This is a genomic window from Rhodococcus sp. 15-725-2-2b (assembly GCF_002259075.1).
Taxonomy (GTDB): Bacteria; Actinomycetota; Actinomycetes; order Mycobacteriales; family Mycobacteriaceae; genus Rhodococcoides.
This window is the reverse complement of record NZ_NPFL01000019.1, coordinates 50353-67715: the sequence shown is the minus strand read 5'-3', so window position 1 is coordinate 67715 and position 17363 is coordinate 50353. Positions and strand designations below refer to the sequence as shown.

Annotated in this window: 16 protein-coding genes; 6 read left to right on the top strand and 10 right to left on the bottom strand. The window is 64.6% G+C overall.

Translation table 11 applies throughout. The features are described 5' to 3' along the window. Positions 1-16: 16 nt before the first annotated feature. The 3 genes from CH306_RS21105 to idi are packed head-to-tail and all read right to left on the bottom strand — an operon-like array spanning position 17 to position 1951. On the bottom strand, positions 17-619 hold the full coding sequence (locus CH306_RS21105; RefSeq protein ID WP_094647873.1) for a CDP-alcohol phosphatidyltransferase family protein: 603 nt from the start codon (positions 617-619) through the stop codon (positions 17-19). 60 nt (positions 620-679) lie between these two features. Further along, the gene (locus CH306_RS21100; RefSeq protein WP_094638040.1) at positions 680-1315 is read right to left on the bottom strand and encodes an NUDIX hydrolase; all 636 of its coding nucleotides are present in this window, start codon (positions 1313-1315) and stop codon (positions 680-682) included. 27 nt (positions 1316-1342) lie between these two features. Beyond that, a complete protein-coding gene (idi, locus tag CH306_RS21095) occupies positions 1343-1951 on the bottom strand; it encodes an isopentenyl-diphosphate Delta-isomerase (RefSeq protein WP_094647872.1) in 609 nt (202 codons plus the stop codon). 44 nt (positions 1952-1995) lie between these two features. On the opposite strand from idi, the gene CH306_RS29170 reads away from it, so the two are divergent. The 3 genes from CH306_RS29170 to CH306_RS21085 all read left to right on the top strand — a co-directional run bounded on the left by CH306_RS29170 (position 1996) and on the right by CH306_RS21085 (position 3774). After that, positions 1996-2154: a hypothetical protein gene (locus tag CH306_RS29170; protein WP_176459400.1), complete on the top strand. Its 159-nt coding sequence runs from the start codon at positions 1996-1998 to the stop codon at positions 2152-2154. A 103-nt stretch (positions 2155-2257) separates the two neighbouring features. Beyond that, entirely contained in the window at positions 2258-2515 is a 258-nt protein-coding gene (locus CH306_RS21090; RefSeq protein WP_032398144.1) for a hypothetical protein, read from the top strand. Beyond that, positions 2512-3774 (top strand): cupin domain-containing protein, encoded by a 1263-nt coding sequence (locus CH306_RS21085; RefSeq protein WP_094647871.1) that lies wholly within the window; start codon positions 2512-2514, stop codon positions 3772-3774. The genes CH306_RS21090 and CH306_RS21085 overlap by 4 nt, the downstream gene beginning before the upstream one ends. A gap of 6 nt (positions 3775-3780) precedes the next feature. Here CH306_RS21085 and CH306_RS21080 read toward each other — a convergent pair whose 3' ends face one another. Both CH306_RS21080 and CH306_RS21075 read right to left on the bottom strand, forming a co-directional pair. Next, complete coding sequence (locus CH306_RS21080) at positions 3781-4542, bottom strand: SDR family NAD(P)-dependent oxidoreductase (RefSeq protein WP_032398146.1); 762 nt, start codon at positions 4540-4542, stop codon at positions 3781-3783. Between the two features lie 27 nt (positions 4543-4569). After that, a complete protein-coding gene (locus CH306_RS21075) occupies positions 4570-6366 on the bottom strand; it encodes an acyl-CoA dehydrogenase (RefSeq protein ID WP_094647870.1) in 1797 nt (598 codons plus the stop codon). Positions 6367-6707: 341 nt separating this feature from the next. Here CH306_RS21075 and car point away from each other — a divergent pair, with 341 nt between their 5' ends. Continuing rightward, positions 6708-10235, top strand: coding sequence for a carboxylic acid reductase (car, locus tag CH306_RS21070; protein WP_094647994.1), 3528 nt, complete (start codon positions 6708-6710; stop codon positions 10233-10235). A gap of 42 nt (positions 10236-10277) precedes the next feature. On the opposite strand, the gene CH306_RS21065 is transcribed toward car, so the two are convergent. Genes CH306_RS21065 through CH306_RS21050 form a run of 4 tightly spaced genes read right to left on the bottom strand, consistent with a single transcriptional unit; the run spans position 10278 to position 15144 of the window. Then, positions 10278-11858 (bottom strand): regulator, encoded by a 1581-nt coding sequence (locus CH306_RS21065; protein WP_094647869.1) that lies wholly within the window; start codon positions 11856-11858, stop codon positions 10278-10280. A gap of 8 nt (positions 11859-11866) precedes the next feature. Next, positions 11867-12580 (bottom strand): cysteine hydrolase family protein, encoded by a 714-nt coding sequence (locus CH306_RS21060; protein ID WP_045195078.1) that lies wholly within the window; start codon positions 12578-12580, stop codon positions 11867-11869. Then, positions 12577-14412 (bottom strand): allophanate hydrolase, encoded by a 1836-nt coding sequence (atzF, locus tag CH306_RS21055; protein ID WP_094647868.1) that lies wholly within the window; start codon positions 14410-14412, stop codon positions 12577-12579. The genes CH306_RS21060 and atzF overlap by 4 nt, the downstream gene beginning before the upstream one ends. A gap of 57 nt (positions 14413-14469) precedes the next feature. Beyond that, positions 14470-15144: a GntR family transcriptional regulator gene (locus CH306_RS21050; RefSeq protein ID WP_045195076.1), complete on the bottom strand. Its 675-nt coding sequence runs from the start codon at positions 15142-15144 to the stop codon at positions 14470-14472. Positions 15145-15246: 102 nt separating this feature from the next. On the opposite strand from CH306_RS21050, the gene CH306_RS21045 reads away from it, so the two are divergent. After that, complete coding sequence (locus CH306_RS21045) at positions 15247-15543, top strand: DUF503 domain-containing protein (protein WP_094647867.1); 297 nt, start codon at positions 15247-15249, stop codon at positions 15541-15543. Between the two features lie 17 nt (positions 15544-15560). Here CH306_RS21045 and CH306_RS21040 read toward each other — a convergent pair whose 3' ends face one another. Then, positions 15561-16124 carry a dihydrofolate reductase family protein gene (locus CH306_RS21040; RefSeq protein WP_094647866.1) on the bottom strand — a complete coding sequence of 188 codons (564 nt, stop codon included), beginning with the start codon at positions 16122-16124 and terminating at the stop codon, positions 15561-15563. Positions 16125-16203: 79 nt separating this feature from the next. On the opposite strand from CH306_RS21040, the gene CH306_RS21035 reads away from it, so the two are divergent. Continuing rightward, positions 16204-17355, top strand: coding sequence for an NAD(P)/FAD-dependent oxidoreductase (locus CH306_RS21035; protein ID WP_094647865.1), 1152 nt, complete (start codon positions 16204-16206; stop codon positions 17353-17355). Positions 17356-17363 lie beyond the last annotated feature (8 nt).

The following is a 17363-nucleotide window of genomic DNA, read 5'->3' as shown; positions in this document are numbered from 1 at the left end:
TCCGCGGGCTCCACCGTCAGGTGCCGGCAACAGTCGGATCGATTGCCCTGGCGACGGCGATCGCTTTGCCGAGATACAGCAGACCGGTCCAGGTGTACAGCGCCGTGCCCCAGATCAGCAACGCGTATCCGAGCGGTCCCGCGGCGTCCGCCACCGAATTGCTGCCGGCCGATACCAGCAGGACCGGCAGCGCGATCATCACCACGAACGTGGCGGCCTTACCGAGATAGATGACGTCCGGAGGCGGAAGAGACCGGCGGCAGTAGACGAACATCGTCAATCCGAGCACGGCGTCGCGCCCGATGAGTATGGCCGCAACCCACCAGGGAATGATGCCGCGCAGAACGAACGCCACCAGAGTGCTGACGACGTAGAGCCGGTCGACCAGCGGATCGAGAATGGCACCGAGCTTCGATGCCTGGCCGAGCATGCGAGCCAATTTGCCGTCGAGCCAATCGGTTCCACCGCTGACGAGCAGTATCACCAACGCCCACCCATCGGCCTCGGGGCCCAGCATCAGGTAGAGGAACAGCGGAACGCCCAACAGACGGATTGCGCTGAGCAGGTTGGGAATGGTCGCGATGCGATCCGATACCTCGAGCTCACGGTCGTTCGTCATCGGCGATCACCTCCTTGTCGTCCTGCTCGCCGCGGTGTGCGCACCGGGCCTGCGGCCACGTTAGCGCCACGCGAACACCGGCTGCTCGAAGTCCGCGACTCGGGTGTGTCGACCGTGCAGCGCCACCTCACGAAACTGGTGGACGATCGCACCGGTCGGAGCATGGATGGCCCCGGTTCGGTACGGCCAGCGAATGACCGGACGTGTCGATTCCGGAATCGACACGAACTGGGCGTCGACGTCGAGTTCGTCGACCGTCACCTCGAACACCTCGGCCACCTCGTCCTCACTGGGCAACAACGTGGACGAGTAGTCGCCGACCCACACCACGAACGGAGTGATGACATACCCGGATCGAGTGACGTAGTCGTCCAACCTTCCGAGAACGTCGGTCTCCTCGGCTCGAATCCCCAACTCCTCGGCCAGTTCCCGCAAACAGGCCTGCATCGTGGATTCGCCCGGGTCCACACCGCCGCCGGGCAACGCGTACTGGCCCGGATGCGCGCGCAACCGATCCGGCCGCCTCGTCAAGAGCATGCGCCTGTCCCCCGGCGGTCCACCGACCGCAACGGCGACGGCAGCGGCGCGCAGTCCGCCGGATTCGGCGGTGCGATGAGAGAAACGGCCGAGTTCGCGCGCGATGGACGCTCGATCGAGCAGGTCCTCGTTCGGCCTACCCGAATCGTCGTCAGTCACAGTACGAACCCTAGAGGCCCGACGAGATCAGCGGGTGTCGGCGGGTCGGGCGGCGGGTGGTAGCAGGTCGTCCGGCGACGCAGGCCAGCCGAGTGGCTCGTCGGCCAGAGCGGCCAACTGCTCCACCTGCGTTCGGCACCAGGGTGATACATCGATCGTGCCGCCGAGCACCCCTGCGGAGAACTCACGCCACGACACCCACCGAGTCTCGTCCACCTCGGCCGGATCCGGAGCGAGTGTCGCGTGCTCGTCGACTTGCACTCGGTACACCGGACATATCTCGTTCTCGACGATTCCGTTGTCCATGACGGCCCGGTACCGGAAGTGCGGCAGTACCAACTCGGCGGATTCCGCACGAAGGCCGAGTTCTTCACCGATCCGGCGCAGTACGGCATCGTCGAGCTTCTCTCCCGGAGCCGGGTGGCCACAACACGTATTGGTCAGCACCCCTGGCCACGTCGTCTTGCTCGACGCCCTACGCGTGAGAAGAACAGCGCCGTCCGCTCTCACCACGTAGCTGGAAAATGCCAGGTGAAGTGGCGTGTCCAGCGTGTGAACGGTGGTCTTGTCGTGTGTGCCGACGGCACGGCCTTCGTCGTCGAGCAGCACCACGTGCTGCGCTCGGGATCGATCCATCGTTCCATGGTCCCACGGCCTTGGCGGCGGTCTACTGTCGAACCATGGGACGCGACGAGAACACCGACAACGAGAACCCGACCGAGTCCGAGAAGACCTCGGATACGCCGAAGGGCGGCCGACCAGGGCCCGTCGACGGCGGCGGCGGAGGCGGGATGGCGACGCGGGAGAACGCGCCCGAGATCGCCGACGACTCTGCCTGAGATTCACGGCGCGACCGCTGTTTGAGAAGCAGAGTTTGCGTCAATACCCCTGGTGTTCTCGCGCTGCGCGGGTACACGAACCGTTACGACCGGAAGGACTTCGATGAGCATCAACGACGACGACATCACCACCACGGGCGGAGCCGCAGGCGAGGGACCCGCAGACGGCGGATCGAACCCCGGTGGTCATGACGGCGGAGCAGACGGCCCCGCCGGAGCCGGTGAAGGGCCGGCCGACGGTGGATCCAATCCTGACGGACACGACGGCGGAGCAGACGGCCCCGCCGGTGCGGGCGAGGGCCCGGCCGACGGCGGATCCAACCCCAATGGGCACGACGGCGGTGCGGACGGCACCGCTTGAGCACTGAGCCGAGCGGCGAGCGCGGATCGGGAAACCGGTCCGCGCTCGGTCGTCTCACCGGTACCGATTTCGGGGAGTTCGCAGACCGGTTCTGGGGAGTCGCACCCAAACTCACCCGATCCGCCGAACTGCCGGGGTCGTTCGACGATCTGATGACACTCGACGCAGTGGACGAGCTGATAGCCGAACGCGGTGTGCGTACCCCGTTCGTGCGGATGGCCAAGGACGGCCGTTTGCTGGACAAAACGCAGTTCACGGCCTCCGGCGGGTTCGGAGCAGAGGTGACCGATCAGGTGGATTCGGGTGCGGTGCTGGCTGCGTTCGCTGCCGGGAACACGCTGGTTCTGCAGGGCCTCCACCGGCTGTGGCCACCGCTGATTCATTTCGTCGGCGATCTCGTTCGCGAGCTGGGTCATCCGGTGCAGGTGAACTCGTACGTCACACCGGCTGCGTCCCAGGGCTTCTCACCGCACTACGACGTGCACGATGTGTTCGTCGTCCAGATCGCGGGGACCAAGCGGTGGAGCATTCACTCGCCGGTGCACGTGCATCCGCTCAACAATCAACCGTGGTCGGATCGACGGTCGGCCGTCGAAGACTATGCATCGAACACTCCCGAACTGGACGTCGTCCTCGAGCCCGGCGACGTGCTCTATCTGCCGCGCGGGTGGATCCATTCTGCGCAAGCGCTCGGCGACACCTCCGTGCACTTGACCATCGGCGTCGCGTCGTACAACGACTACGACCTCGCCCACCACGTGCTGAAGGCGCTCGGCGACGTCGAGAGTCTGCGTGCTCCCCTCCCTGCCGGCCTCGACCACTCCGACCCGGAGTCCATCGTCCCGCATGTACACCGAGTTGTGGACGCCATGCGCGCCGCGCTCGACGAGATCGACCGAGACCCCGACGCGGTACGTCGTCTCGCCGAACGCGTCGCAGATCGTCACGACGACCTCGTCAGACCGGAACCGGTCCGTCCACTGGCGAGCGTCGCAGCGATGGGTGCGCTGCGGGGCGACAACTCGATTCGATTGCGGCCCGGCATCTTCGCGCGGATCTCGCACACGAACGACGGCGTATCGATGGTGCTCAGGAACAAAACGATCACGCTGCCGTCTCAGTGCGCCGACGCGATCGAGAGCCTGATGAAGGGCGCTCCGTGCCGCCTCGATTCGATGCCGGGCCTCGACACCGAGGACGCATGCGTGGTTGCGCGCAGACTGATCCGCGAAGGGATCGCGGTGACGGCAACGTCGTAGCGGCGGTCAGGTGATCGTGATCCCGCCGTCGACCGCGATGGTCTGACCCGTCACGTATCCCCCGGCGTCCGAGGCGAGCCAGATCGCGGTTGCGGCCAGCTCCTCTGGATCACCCTTGCGTCCGAGGATCATTCGCGGAGCCATCGAGTCGAGGTATCCAGGCCGGTACGAGTCCGTCATCTCGCTCTGGAAGAATCCTGGCGCAATCGCGTTGACCCTGATGCCTTTACGTGCGCCCCACTGCTGTGCGAGATCGCGGGTGAGGCCGACGATGGCCGCTTTGCTGGCGCTGTAGGCCGCCTGCGGTAGGCCCGCCGTCGTCAGCCCCAGAATGCTCGAGATGTTCACGATCGAACTGCCGGGTGCCATCACCCGTCCACAGGCCTGAGCTGCCCAGTACGAACCGTTCAGGTTGATGTCGATCACCGAGCGGAACTGCTCGGGCGTCTCACGAGTTGCCGGATAGGCCGTGCCGACTCCGGCGTTGTTGATCAGCACGTCCACCTTCCCGAACTCCGCCATCGCGGACTCGACCATCGCGGTGCACTGATCCGGGTCGACCACGTCGGTGGCGACCGTGATCGAGCGCCCTCCGACGCTGTCGATCAACTCGGCGGTCTGCGCCAACTTGTCCACTCTCCGTGCGGCGAGCACCACATCCGCTCCCGCCTCGGCGGCTGCTTTGGCGAAGGCCACGCCCAGTCCGGAGGATGCACCGGTGACGATGACGACGCGACCGTCCAGGCGGAATTTGTCCAAGATCGACATATGTGTGAATCTCCTTGTGACTGTTGATCAGAACCAAGCGGGCGACATATCGAGGGTGGTGCGGTCCAGCTTCGCCAACAGGTCGAGTTGGACGTCCACCTTCGGCAGTTCGTAGACGTAGAAGTATTTTGCTGCGGAACGCTTTCCGTCGTAGAAGTCTCCGGTCTTCGTGCCGACGGCCAGCAACTGCTCGAGCCACATCCAGGCGATGACCGTGTGCCCCATCGCCTCCAGGTACGCCGTGGAGTTCGCCAGTGCCACAGCGGCATCGCCGGTGCCCCACACCGCAGCGGTGACCTCGACGATTCTGCCGACGCGTGCGTGCAGTTCGTCCGCGTAACGAGCAGCGTCACCGCCTTCCGAGTGCGCCCGATCGACTGTCTGTCCGATGTGTTCGGCCAGCAGAGCCAATCCAGCGCCGCCCTGCATGATCACCTTCCGCCCGAGCAGATCCAGACCTTGAATACCGTGTGTGCCTTCGTGAATCGGGTTGAGTCGATTGTCGCGGTAGTGCTGTTCGACGTCGTAGTCGCGGGTGTATCCGTAGCCGCCGTGCACCTGAATGGCCAGACTGTTGGCTTCGAGGCACCACTGCGACGGCCAGCTCTTGGCGATCGGCGTCAGTACGTCGAGCAGCAACGTCGATCGTGCTGCTTCGGCGTCGTCGGACGCAGAGTCCTGATGATCGACCAGGCGCGAACAGTAGAGTCCGAGCGCCAGCGCCCCTTCGACGTAGGACTTCTGCGCCAACAACATTCGCCGAACGTCGGCGTGTTCGATCAGCGCGACCGCAGGTGCAGCCGGATCCTTGGCGCCGAGTGGTCGGCCCTGCGTACGGGTCTTCGCATACTCCACCGACTTCAGGTAGCCGACGTAGCCGAGGGCTATCGCAAGGAATCCGACGCCGATCCGCGCTTCGTTCATCATGTGGAACATGTACGACAATCCGCGGTTCTCCTCGGCGACGAGGAAGCCGACCGCTCCGGGTTGCCCACCGGGAGAGTGGGTTCCGTCGCCGAACGCCAACAGCGTGTTCGTGGTGCCGCGGTTGCCCATCTTGTGATTGAGTCCGGTGAGCACGATGTCGTTGCGCTCGCCCGTACCCCCGTTGCCATCGGGAAGGAATTTGGGAACGATGAACAGGGAGATTCCCTTGACCCCCGGCGGTCCGCCCGGCGTCTTGGCGAGCACCAGGTGAACGATGTTCTCGGTCAGTTCGTGATCTCCACCCGAAATCCACATCTTGGTGCCGGTGATTCGGAAGCTACCGTCGCCCTGCGGTACTGCTTTGGTCGTGATGTCGGCCAGTGACGAGCCGGCCTGCGGTTCCGACAAACACATGGTGCCGAACCAGCGCCCGTCCAGCATCGGACGGACGTAATCTCGCACCTGATCCGGCGTGCCGTACGTCGCGATCAGGTTGGCGTTGGCCATGGTGAGAAACGGGTACGAGGAGGTCCCGGCGTTGGCGGCCTGGAAGAACGCCATCGCTGCCCGGGAGACAGTCGCTGGCAGTTGCATGCCGCCGATCGACTCGTCGAACTGCCCGGCGATCAAACCCGCCGACGCATAGACATCGAGCGCTGCCTTCACTTCCGGTATCAGCTCCACCGAACCGTCCGCGTTCATCGTCGGCTCCTGCGCGTCCGCCTTCTTGTTGTGCGGCGCGAAGTGCTTGCGGGCGATATCCGCGCTGAGATCGAGGACCGCGTCGAAGGTCTCCTTCGAGTGCTCTGCGAACCGAGGTCGAGCAGTCAGTGCCGCCACGTCCAACCATTCGTACAGCAGAAAATCCAGGTCGCGTCGCGAGAGGACGTCCGACATTCACTTCTCCGATCGAGAGGGGGCACCGCCACCGCATGGGTCGTTCCGAAGGTTCCACTCCTGCGTGAGCGCTGTGACGCACGTGACTACTTTCCTCACCATACAAGTCGCGTTGCGACGGCCACGCCGAGCGTCGCGACAAACGGTCCTGGCTGCGGGCGGTCGACCGGGGCAATGTCGAAAGCCGCAGCCGGGCAGACATTTACGGCGAATCGGACTATGAGCAGCATCACGATTCAAAAAAGCCACATCGACATATGCTTACCTTTGATAACGATATTTGATCGAGCAATCGACAGCGCCCGGCTGTTCCGGTGCGCATCGTCGGAGGGGAGTCGAGCATGACGCACACACTGGCCGTCGACAGCGAACGTGAGCGAGAGATCAGAGGGCGCGATCGCTTCACCGAGCTCCACCGGATCGATGACGAGTTCCGAGCCGCCGAACCGGACAGCGCAGTGGCCGACGCCGCCCAGGAGTTGTCGCCCAACCTGGCCCGCGTGGTTGCCGAGATCATGACGCGCTACTCCGATCGGCCGGCACTCGGCCGCCGGGCCCGGGAGATCGCACGAGTCGACGACACGACCACTCTCCGCCTGCTCCCGCGCTTCGAAACCGTCACCTACGGCCGAGCCTGGAACGACGCAGGTGCACTGGCATCGGCATTGACGCACGACGCATTCGGTATCGCTTCGGGAGACTTCTTCGCAACCCTGGGATTCGCGAGTGCCGACTACGTCGTCGCGGAATTGGCCACGATTCGGCTCGGCGCAATCGCCGTTCCGCTGCAGGCCGGTGCCACCGCGGGCCAACTCTCGGCCATCGCCGCGGAAGTCGAGCCCGTCGTCCTGGCAGCCGATGTCGACAATCTGTCCGTCGCGGTCCAGGTTGCCACGCATTGTCGATCCATCCGACGAATCGTCGTCCTCGATTACGACGGTGCGATCGACGCGCACACACAGATCATGGAGACCGCGCGCAGCGATGCCGAACAGGCGGGAGTCTTCGTTCGTCCGCTCACCGAGTTGGTTCGCGACGGGGCGCAACTACCGTCGGTTCCCCTACCCGATGCCGAGGATCCCGACCGACTCGCGACACTGATCTACACCTCCGGCAGCACCGGAACCCCCAAGGGAGCTATGCACACCGAGCGAATCGTGTGCGGAGCCTGGACCGGCGCCTGGCACCACACCGGAGCATCCTCCGAGTCCACGGACGGGCCTGCCTTCCCGGTCATCACTCTCGACTATCTTCCGATGAGTCACCTGGCCGGCCGTGGCCTCGTCTTCTCGACTCTTGCAGCAGGCGGCACCGTCCACTTCGCCGGGGCGAGCGACCTGTCCACCCTGTTCGAGGATTTCGCGCTCGCTCGGCCCACGATGGCACTGTTGATCCCGCGGGTCTGCGAGATGATTCGGCACAACGTTCTCGCCGAGATCGACCGGGAAACCGAACGCACTGCCGGTGGCGACGCCGACAGGACGCGACGAGAAGTGCTGGAGCGCACCAGGATCGAACAGTTCGGCGGTCGCGTCCTCGCAGCGATGGTCGGTACCGCGCCGATTGCCGACGAAGTGAAGGACTTCGTCTCCGAGCTGCTCGATATTCGGGTGCGCGACAACTACGGCTCCACAGAAGCCGGAATGGTGTTGCACGACGGCGTCGTCCAGCGGCCGCCGGTGATCGAATACAAGCTCGACGACGTACCCGAACTCGGCTACTTCTCCACCGACACACCGCATCCGCGCGGTGAGCTCCTGCTCAAGACGACCTCCATCATTCCCGGTTACTACAAGCGCCCGGACGTCACGGCCGACGTCTTCGACTCCGAGGGCTTCTATCGCACCGGGGACGTCGTCGCCGAGATCGAGCCGGACCGACTCGCCTACGTCGACCGACGCAAGAACGTTCTGAAACTGGCTCAGGGCGAGTTCGTCGCGCTGGCGCGCCTGGAAGCCCTGTTCGGTACCAGCGAGCTGGTGAATCAGATATTCGTGTACGGCAACAGCCAGCGGGCATACCTTCTGGCAGTTGTCGTACCGGCCGACCCGGACACGACTGCGGGTTCGGTCATCGAATCGTTGCAGCAGATCGCACGCACGGAAGCGCTGAATTCGTACGAGATTCCACGTGAAGTAGTCATCGAACACGACCCGTTCACGCAGGAGAACGGACTCTTGTCCGGGGCAGGTAAGCAACTGCGACCCAAACTCGTCGAGCGCTACGGAAAAGAACTCGAACGTCGCTACGCGGAACTCGAGACCGGTCAGAACGATCGCCTACGCGAACTCAGGCGTACCGGTGCCGATGCCCCCGTTCTGACCACCGTCGGCGACGCGGCCCAGGCCCTGCTGGGATGCGCCGGGTCCGATATCCGACCCGACGCGCACTTCAGCGACTTGGGCGGAGATTCGTTGTCGGCGTTGACGTTCTCCACGCTTCTCCGTGAGATCTACGATGTCGATGTTCCGGTCGGAGTGATCACCGGGCCTGCCATGGACCTGGCAGCGCTGGCCGAGTACATCTCATCGGCCCGGGACAACGATTCCGACACAGCGACGTTCGCCTCGGTGCACGGCCGCGGTGCCGCTGTGGCACGAGCCTCCGACCTGCGTCTGTCGGCTTTTCTCGACGATGCCCTTCTCGACGCCGCACACCGAATTGCCGGCCCGAGAGAACGGACCGGCACGGTCTTGCTCACCGGCGCCAACGGATACCTCGGTCGTTTCCTTTGCCTGGAATGGTTGGGGCGCATGGCCGAGACCGGCGGAAAGGTGATCTGTCTGGTGCGCGGGCGCTCCGATTCCGACGCGCGAGCTCGACTCGATGCGGCGTTCGACAGTGGAGACGCACGACTGTCGGAGCGCTATCGAACCTTGGCCGACGCCGCACTCGAGGTCGTGGCGGGCGATCTCGGGACACCTCACTTCGGCCTGGACCGCGACGTGTTCGAGGCACTGGCCGAACGGGTGGATCGCATCGTCCACCCGGCCGCGCTCGTCAACCATGCCCTGCCGTACGAGCACCTCTTCGGACCCAACGTCGTCGGCACGGCCGAGATCATCCGGCTGGCGCTGACCGACCATGTCAAGCCCGTGACCTATCTGTCGACGGTGGCCGTCGCAGCGGGCGTCGAGGAATTCCGAGAGAACGGCGACATACGCGTCGACAGCCCATCGCGGGCGGTGGACGATTCGTACGCCAACGGCTACGGCAACTCCAAGTGGGCCGGTGAAGTGCTGTTGCGCAATGCGTTCGACGAATTCGGACTGCCCGTCTCGGTCTTCCGCTCGGACATGATTCTGGCGCACAGCACATGGACGGGCCAGCTCAACGTGCCGGACGTGTTCACGCGTCTGATCCTGTCGGTCGTTGCAACCGGTCTGGCCCCACACACGTTCTACGCCACCGACACCGGCGCGCCCACCGACGAGAAGGGGCGCCCGCTGGCCCACTACGACGGGCTGCCGGCCGATTTCAGTGCGTCGGCCATCACGTCGATCGCAGGTGGTGATACCTCGGGCTACCGAACCTTCGACATCCTCAACCCACACGACGACGGCATCTCACTCGATACGTTCGTCGACTGGATCCGGGATGCAGGTCGCGACATCGAGATCGTCGAGAACTACGACGAATGGTTCGAGCGTTTCAACGCTGCAGTCGAGGCTCTGCCGGAGAAGCAGCGTTCGCACTCGCTGCTCCCGTTGATCGACTCGTACGCACGTCCGCAACACCCGTCGTCAGGAGCGATTCTGCCTGCCGACGAGTTCGCCTCCGCCGTCGGGGACATTCCGCATCTCGGACGCGAACTGATCGAGAAATATCTCTCCGATCTGGTGGCGCTCGAGCTCGTGAGCACACGCTAGAGCAGTTCCCGGTGCGGGCCGTACGGCCCGCACCGGGAAGCACTACTCGCCGACCGGTTGCGGCTCGCCCGTCGGCTTCGAAGCCGGAGTCAGCCGCGAGTACGCCAGACACACCAGTCCGAAGAACAGATAGCCCAGGGCGACTTGGGGATTGGCTGCCCACCCCACCTCGTGTGAATGAATCAGACCGACCCACGACAGTGCCGCGGCCACCCCACCTGCTGCGGCGGCAGCGAGAAACCGTTTGTCGAGAACGAACGTGACGATGGTGCCCAGCATCAGTCCGGCGAGTACCGCGCCGGATCCGAACGTCTTCAGCCCGTCGTACACGACACCCGCCTGACCCAGTGCCTCGCTCCCCACTTCCGTCGCCGATGTACCTGCGGCGCTGAGCGCGTTGTCGATCAGGCCTACCGCCCACTCCGCGAGGTTGGGTAGCAGTGCCACCACCACCGCGATGGCGTGCAGCTTCGGCACCGACTGAAATGCCTGGGCACCGATCAGCAGGCCGATGTACAGCAGAATCGGGACGATCGCGGGTATCGGAAGCAGCGTGGCCAGTAGACCGAAGAGCCCGAGAAAACACATCAGGCCGATCGCGATGCCCGACGCGAGCGAGTAGCCGGTCCGTCCGCCTGCGTCTTTCCAGCCCGGATGGCCGATGTAGACAGCGGGCGGGAACGGCGATCCGAAGGCAGATCCGACGACCGCTCCGAATCCGTCTGCGAGCAGCACACTGCGGAGGTTGTAGTTGTCTCCCGCAGCGGACGCGCTCTCGACGTTGCTCATCGCCTCGGTGAAGTTGTAGACACCCAGAGGAATTGCGGTCGCGAGCAGCGGAGCCAGGTTACCGAGACCGTCGAGAAGCAGATCGAGGCGCAGATCGGGAAGCCCGAGTGCGATATTGCCGGCAGCCTCGGTCACGTCCGGCACCGACATGTATCCGCCGATCCAGCCGATAGCCGTGCCTACCAGAAGCGCGGCGAGACCGACCGGAATGTTGCCGGGCAGTTTCACGTCCGTGAAGAAGCCGATGAGAATGATTGCGAGAACGGGCAACCCGATCCAGGCGGCCTCCCACATCTGCGCGGCCGGGCGCATCGCGATGAACGTGATCGAGATGCCGGCCAGTGTGCCGAGCATCGCCGCGCGGGGGGTGATCCTGCGAATGTAGGGTCCGACGAACGCTCCGATCATGACGATGATGCCGATCATGAAGGCCCAGGCGAGCCCCGCCGCCCAGGCCTGCACCGCGTCACCCGTCGCCAGGTAGACCGGGAGCATGACCACGAACACGACGATGAACATGTGCGGAACGCTCGGACCGTACGGAAGCGCCGTCACATCGGTTCGGTTCTCGCGCTTGGCGAGCCGACGAGCGAGAACCATGTAGTAGAGGTTCCCCAGGATCAGGGCGATCCCGAGGGCAGGCAGCAGGGTCCCGAGGACGTCGGTTCCTGGAATTCCGACCACCGCGATGCTCAGGGTGGTCAGGGTGAGCACGTTGACGAGAATGTTGAAGCCGAGTCCGAAGAATGCGTTGGTGTCGCCCTTCGTCCACCACGGGAGGGTGAACGAGGACGAAGAGCCTGCAGCGGGTGAGTCTTTCACGTCCATGGTCATGTTCGGTCCTATCGACTTGCCGAGGTGGGGACGAGTGCAACCAACGCGGCCTCGACGTCCTCCGACGGCGCGGTCCAACCGAAAATGCCGCCTTGAGCCGAGATCATCTCGAGGCCCACGCGCTGAAACTCCGGGAAGTACGAACCGACACAGTCCGTCACGACGAGGCATTCGTATCCTCGATCGTTGGCCTCGCGAACCGTGGTGTGCACGCACACCTCGGTCGTCACACCGGTGACGAGCAGGGTGGTGATTCCGGCGCTCGTGAGGATCTCGGAGAGCTCGGTGGCGTAGAACGCCCCTTTGCCGGGCTTGTCGATGACGGTCTCACCTTCGAGTGGCGCCAGTTCGTCGACTATGTCGTGACCGTACTCACCGCGAACGAGGATGCGACCGAACGCTCCCGGATCGCCGATGCGCTGCGATGGTGTGCCGCGGCGTAATTTCGCCGGCGGGCAGTCCGAAAGGTCCGGTAGGTGCCCCTCCCTGGTGTGGATCACGGGTATCCCCGCTTCCCTGGCCACTGCGATGAGACCTGCGAGTGGTTCGATCACGGATCGGAGCAGGCCGACATCGTTGCCGAGGCTCTCCCCGAACCCTCCGGGGAGCAGAAAATCCCTCTGCATGTCGATCACGAGCAGTGCCGTCGTCGTGGGATCGATGGTGAACTCCGACGGAGACGCCGACGGTATCGACGTTTCCGGTGTCTGTGCTGAGGTCATGAGATCTCCTGTGCTGCAATGGAAGTATCGTGAGCAGAATTGATCGCCCGGGAATATGCCCGCCAGCCACCGAACTCGCTGATGTCGTCGACGGTGTGCCGATGCGCGCCGGTCTGGACAGTCGCGTCGCAGACGTAGCCGAGAACGTCGGAACCGTCGGCCAGCAGTACTCGTCCCAGAGCGAGCACCGCTGGCATTCTGCCCGCGAGTACCGCAAGAGAAGCGGCGGGCAGACGCCACCTCTCCACGTCGATTGCGCTGCCGCCGAGAGGAACTCGCAACAGTCCGGGTGTCGGGTCGGTGGTTCCGATCCGAAGCAGTGTGTACGTCGGCGCGGTGGACGTCGCCTCGACCAGGGCCCCACCGAGCTCGAGCAGCTGCGGGTTGGCGCGCTCCCCCGACAGGTGGTGCCCGGCAACGACGATGTCGATGGTCTCGAGGGTCGACCCTTCGGCTGCTGCGGGATGCGGTGGAACGGCACGCCGTTCTCCGAGCAACCGGGCCGCGACCGCGAGGATCATATCGTCGGCCAGCGCAGGCCCGATCACCATGAGGCTGACCGGTCGACCGTCCTGGGTGAGCCCGACGGGAACCGCTACGGCCGTCAGATCGAGAAGGTTTCCGAAGTGGGTGTAGTGACCGAGCTTCGTATTGCACGCGACGGGGTCTGCGAGTACCTCCGGCACGGTGAAGGTGGTGCCGATGGTCGGCACGATCATCACGTCCATCGACGTCCAGAGCCGAGAGACACGAGCGCGAAGGTCTTGCAATCTCTGCAGAGCACGGAAGGCATCGACAGCGGTGTAGTTCCGCCCTCCCAGAAAGATCTCGCGGACGACCGGGACGATGGAATCGGGCTTCTCGCTCAGGAATTCGTCGAATTCGACCAGTCGCTCGGCGACCCACGGTCCTTGATACAGCAGCGAGCCGGCGTCGAGGAAGGGTGTGAGATCGACTGTGGTGGTCCGTAACCCATGATCGGGAAGCGACAGGCGCGCCACCGAATGCGCATCGAACATGGCCGCGTCGCCGAAGAAGTCCAGCTGCTGCAGGTCCGGTAGCCCGACGGTGATGTCACGCCCGTCGTACTCTTCTCCGCGCGGACGTGACCAACCGTCCGCTGGATCCTCGGCGCACATGATGTCGAAGACGAGTTCGAGGTCCTCGACGGTGGACGCCATCAGGGTGATGCAGTCCAGCGACTTGCACGCGGGGACGAGGCCGACGGTGCTGATCAGGCCGCGCGACGGCTTGTAGCCGACGATCCCGTTGAGCGCGGCAGGCACACGACCCGATCCTGCGGTGTCGGTGGCCACACAGAACGGCACCTGCCCGAGGGCGACGGCCAGTGCCGATCCGGAACTGGAGCCACCGGAGATCATGTCGTTGCCGTAGACGCTCCGCGGAATCGCATGGGGCGTGCGAGTTCCGTTCAGCCCGGTCGCGAACTGGTCGAGGCTGGTCTTGCCGACGAAAATGGCGCCCGCGTCGACCAGTGCCTGCACTGCCGGGGCCGTCGAATCCGACGTGTAGGCGTAGTCGGGACAGGCGAGCGTGGTCGGGTATCCCGCCACATCGATGCTGTCCTTGACTCCGAAGGGAATTCCGTACAGGGGTAGCGACACTGCGTCGGGTCGCGCTTCGAGTGCAGCGGCGGCCGCGAGCAATTCCGAACGGCCGACAACGGTGATCCATGTTCCGTCGTCGCCGCGTGCAGCCACGGCGGTCGAGAACGCCTCCACCGTTGCAGTGGGAGTCGATGTGCCGTTTCTGTACGACGCGAGCATCTCGGTGACGGTCGGGCCGAGTGCCGGTCCCAGGTCTGAAGTCATACCGTCGATTGTCGACAGTTTTCTGTTAATGCAGGTTGTTGCCGTGTTTCGAGTCTGTTAGGAAATACTCTCGAGATGCAGGTAGGTCAGCTCGCCATGCTCCTTCAACGCAGCGAGCGCGACCGAGAGGTCGTTCGATTCGATGGCGTCGAGCAACCACTCGTGACGCCTGATCCCATCGATCGGATTGGCGACTCGGGCTTCTTCCCTGAGGTTGCGGGCCATCGGTAGCTGTAACTTCAACAGGATCGGCGCATAGGCCACATCGAGCTGGCGGCTTCCGGCCAACGCCACGATTGCCTCGTGGAAACGCCGGTGAGCGTCGTCCTTCTCGAGAGTGTCCCCCCGCGCATCGGCGTCGCGCATCTCGTCGAGCGCCGCTCTCACCGGCGCGAAAGCACTGTCGGGAGGCGACGCGAGTGGGAGCGCACGCTCGAGCGCATGTCGTTCGAGAACCTGACGCAGCTCGAAAAGTTCGAGAATGTCCTCCGCCGACCACACCGTCACTCGAAACCCGCGACGTGGGAGATGCTCGACCAGACCCTGCTGAGCCAACAGGCGCAACGCCTCACGCACGGGTGCTCGGCTGATCCCGAGTCGCGCGCACAGTGTTTCCTCGACCACGCGCGATCCGGGCTCGAGCGCACCGCTGAGCACCTCGGATCGGACCTGGCGAGTCGCCATTTCGACAAGGCTCGGCGGCAAGGAACCGTGTCCCGCCGGTGCAGCCATGACGCCAGTGTACGAACATGCGCGCCGAATGGCGTGCATCCACGGTATTGCCGGGCCGAGTCGGGGGCCGCTCGCCCACCCCGGCGTTAGACTGGCACGCCTATGTGGATTGGATGGATAGAATTCGACTTCCTTCTCGGAGATGTTCACTCACTCAAAGAGAAGCGCTCCGTGATCCGGCCGGTGATCTCCGAAATGCAACGCAAGTTCGCGGTATCGGCGGCGGAAACCGATCATCGCGAGTTGCACAGGCGAGCAGGTATAGGCGCGTCCGTCGTAGCAGGCGATCGCGACCACGTCGCCGATGTTCTCGACCGAATCGAGCGCGTCGCGGCCTCGCGGCCCGAGCTGCAACTCGTCTCCGTTCGGCGGCGCACCATCCGAAGCGACGACATCTGAACACTCGCCCCGCCGGGTCATCGACGTACGTCGAACACCTGCTTCTGAATTCCGTTGCCGTAGACCTCGTGTTCGATCAGTTCGAGATGCGTGGTGTCCTTGTCGGCCGCGCTGAACAGTCGCTTTCCCGCACCGAGCAGGAGTGGAAAGACGAGCAGGTGGTACCGATCGACCAGCCCGGCGTCGGCGAGACTTCGGCCGAGGGTGGCGCTGCCGTGTATCGAGATCGGCCCACCCTCGGAGTTCCTGAGCTCGGCAACGTCGTCGATACTGCGCAGAACGGTTGCAGGCCATCGTGAGTCGTCCTGCTCGAGCGTCGTCGACACCACATACCTCGGCATGGCGTTGTACCCCGCGAAATCGTCCATGGTGGGCCAGATCGGCGCAAATGCTTCGTAGGAGGTGCGGCCCAACAGCAGCGCAGTGGCTTCTTCCTGCTCACGTCCTTTGATCTCGTACGCTGGCGGATCGAAGTCGATGCCCTGAAACGTCCACCCGGAGTTGCGATAGCCCACCTCGCCGCCCGGCCCCTCCATCACGCCGTCGAGCGACACGAACGCGGTCACGATCACAGTGCGCATGGACGGTCCTTACCGGTGCTGGGGTGGGTGCCGGAATCGTAAACCATCCTCGCGCCGAATCCGTCGATACCATCGACCGATGATCGCCAGCGACATGTCCCGCCCGGCGTGGGACGACGATCCGATCGTGTCCGGCTGGTCGGGACTGCCCGCACTCGACCATGACCGCACCGCCGACGTCTGCGTCGTCGGCCTGGGAGGCTCGGGTCTGGCCGCCGTCGCAGACCTCCTCGACCGCGGTGTCGATGTGGTCGGAATCGACGCAGGGCGAGTCGCAGCCGGCGCTGCGGGCCGGAACGGCGGCTTCCTGCTCGGTGGTCCTGCGACCTTTCTGCACACAGCACTCGCGACATGGGGTCCGTGCGCGGTGGATCTGTATCGAGCGACTCTGGCGGAGATCGACAATCTGGAAGGGCTTCTCGGACCCGACGTCGTCCGACGCACCGGATCGATCAGGCTCGCGGGAGTCCCCGGTTCTCCGAGCGAACTCGCCGATGCGGAGGACTGCGACGCGCTGGCACAGTGCTTGCGCGAGAACGACGTTGCCGTCGAGCACTATTCCGGCGCGTTGGGAAACGGCATCTTCCTACCGGACGATGCGGTGATGAATCCTGCGCGTCGCGCGCTCGGGCTGGCATCGATTCTCGCGGGACGCGCTCGACTGTACGAATACACGCCCGCAATCGCCATCGAGCCGGGCGCGGTCACGACGCCGAATGGAGTGGTTCGATGCGGCCTGGTTCTCGTAGCCGTCGACGGTCGACTCGAACAGGTACTCCCCCAGCTCGACGGACGGGTTCGGACCGCCCGTCTGCAGATGCTCGCGACCTCGCCCGTCACCCCGGGGCGACTGCCGTGCCCCGTGTACGGACGATGGGGGTACGACTACGCGCAACAGGACGCGTCTGGACGGCTGTATGTCGGGGGCGGTCGTGACCTCTTCGCCGAGCACGAGTGGACACCGTCCGGCGAACCGACCGCTCAGGTTCAGCACTACATCGAGTCGGTCGCGGCATCGTTTGCAGGAGAACCTGTCTCGGTCGATGCACGGTGGGCCGCGTCCGTCGGATTCACCACCGACGGTCGGCCGCTGTGCACATGGGTCGACGACACCGTGATCGCATTCGGTGGCTACAACGGCACAGGCAATCTGGTCGGACCGGTCACCGCTCGCGCCGCCGTGGCGCTCGGTCTCGACGCAAGTCCAGTACCGCAGTATCTGAGCAGCTGACGCATGGC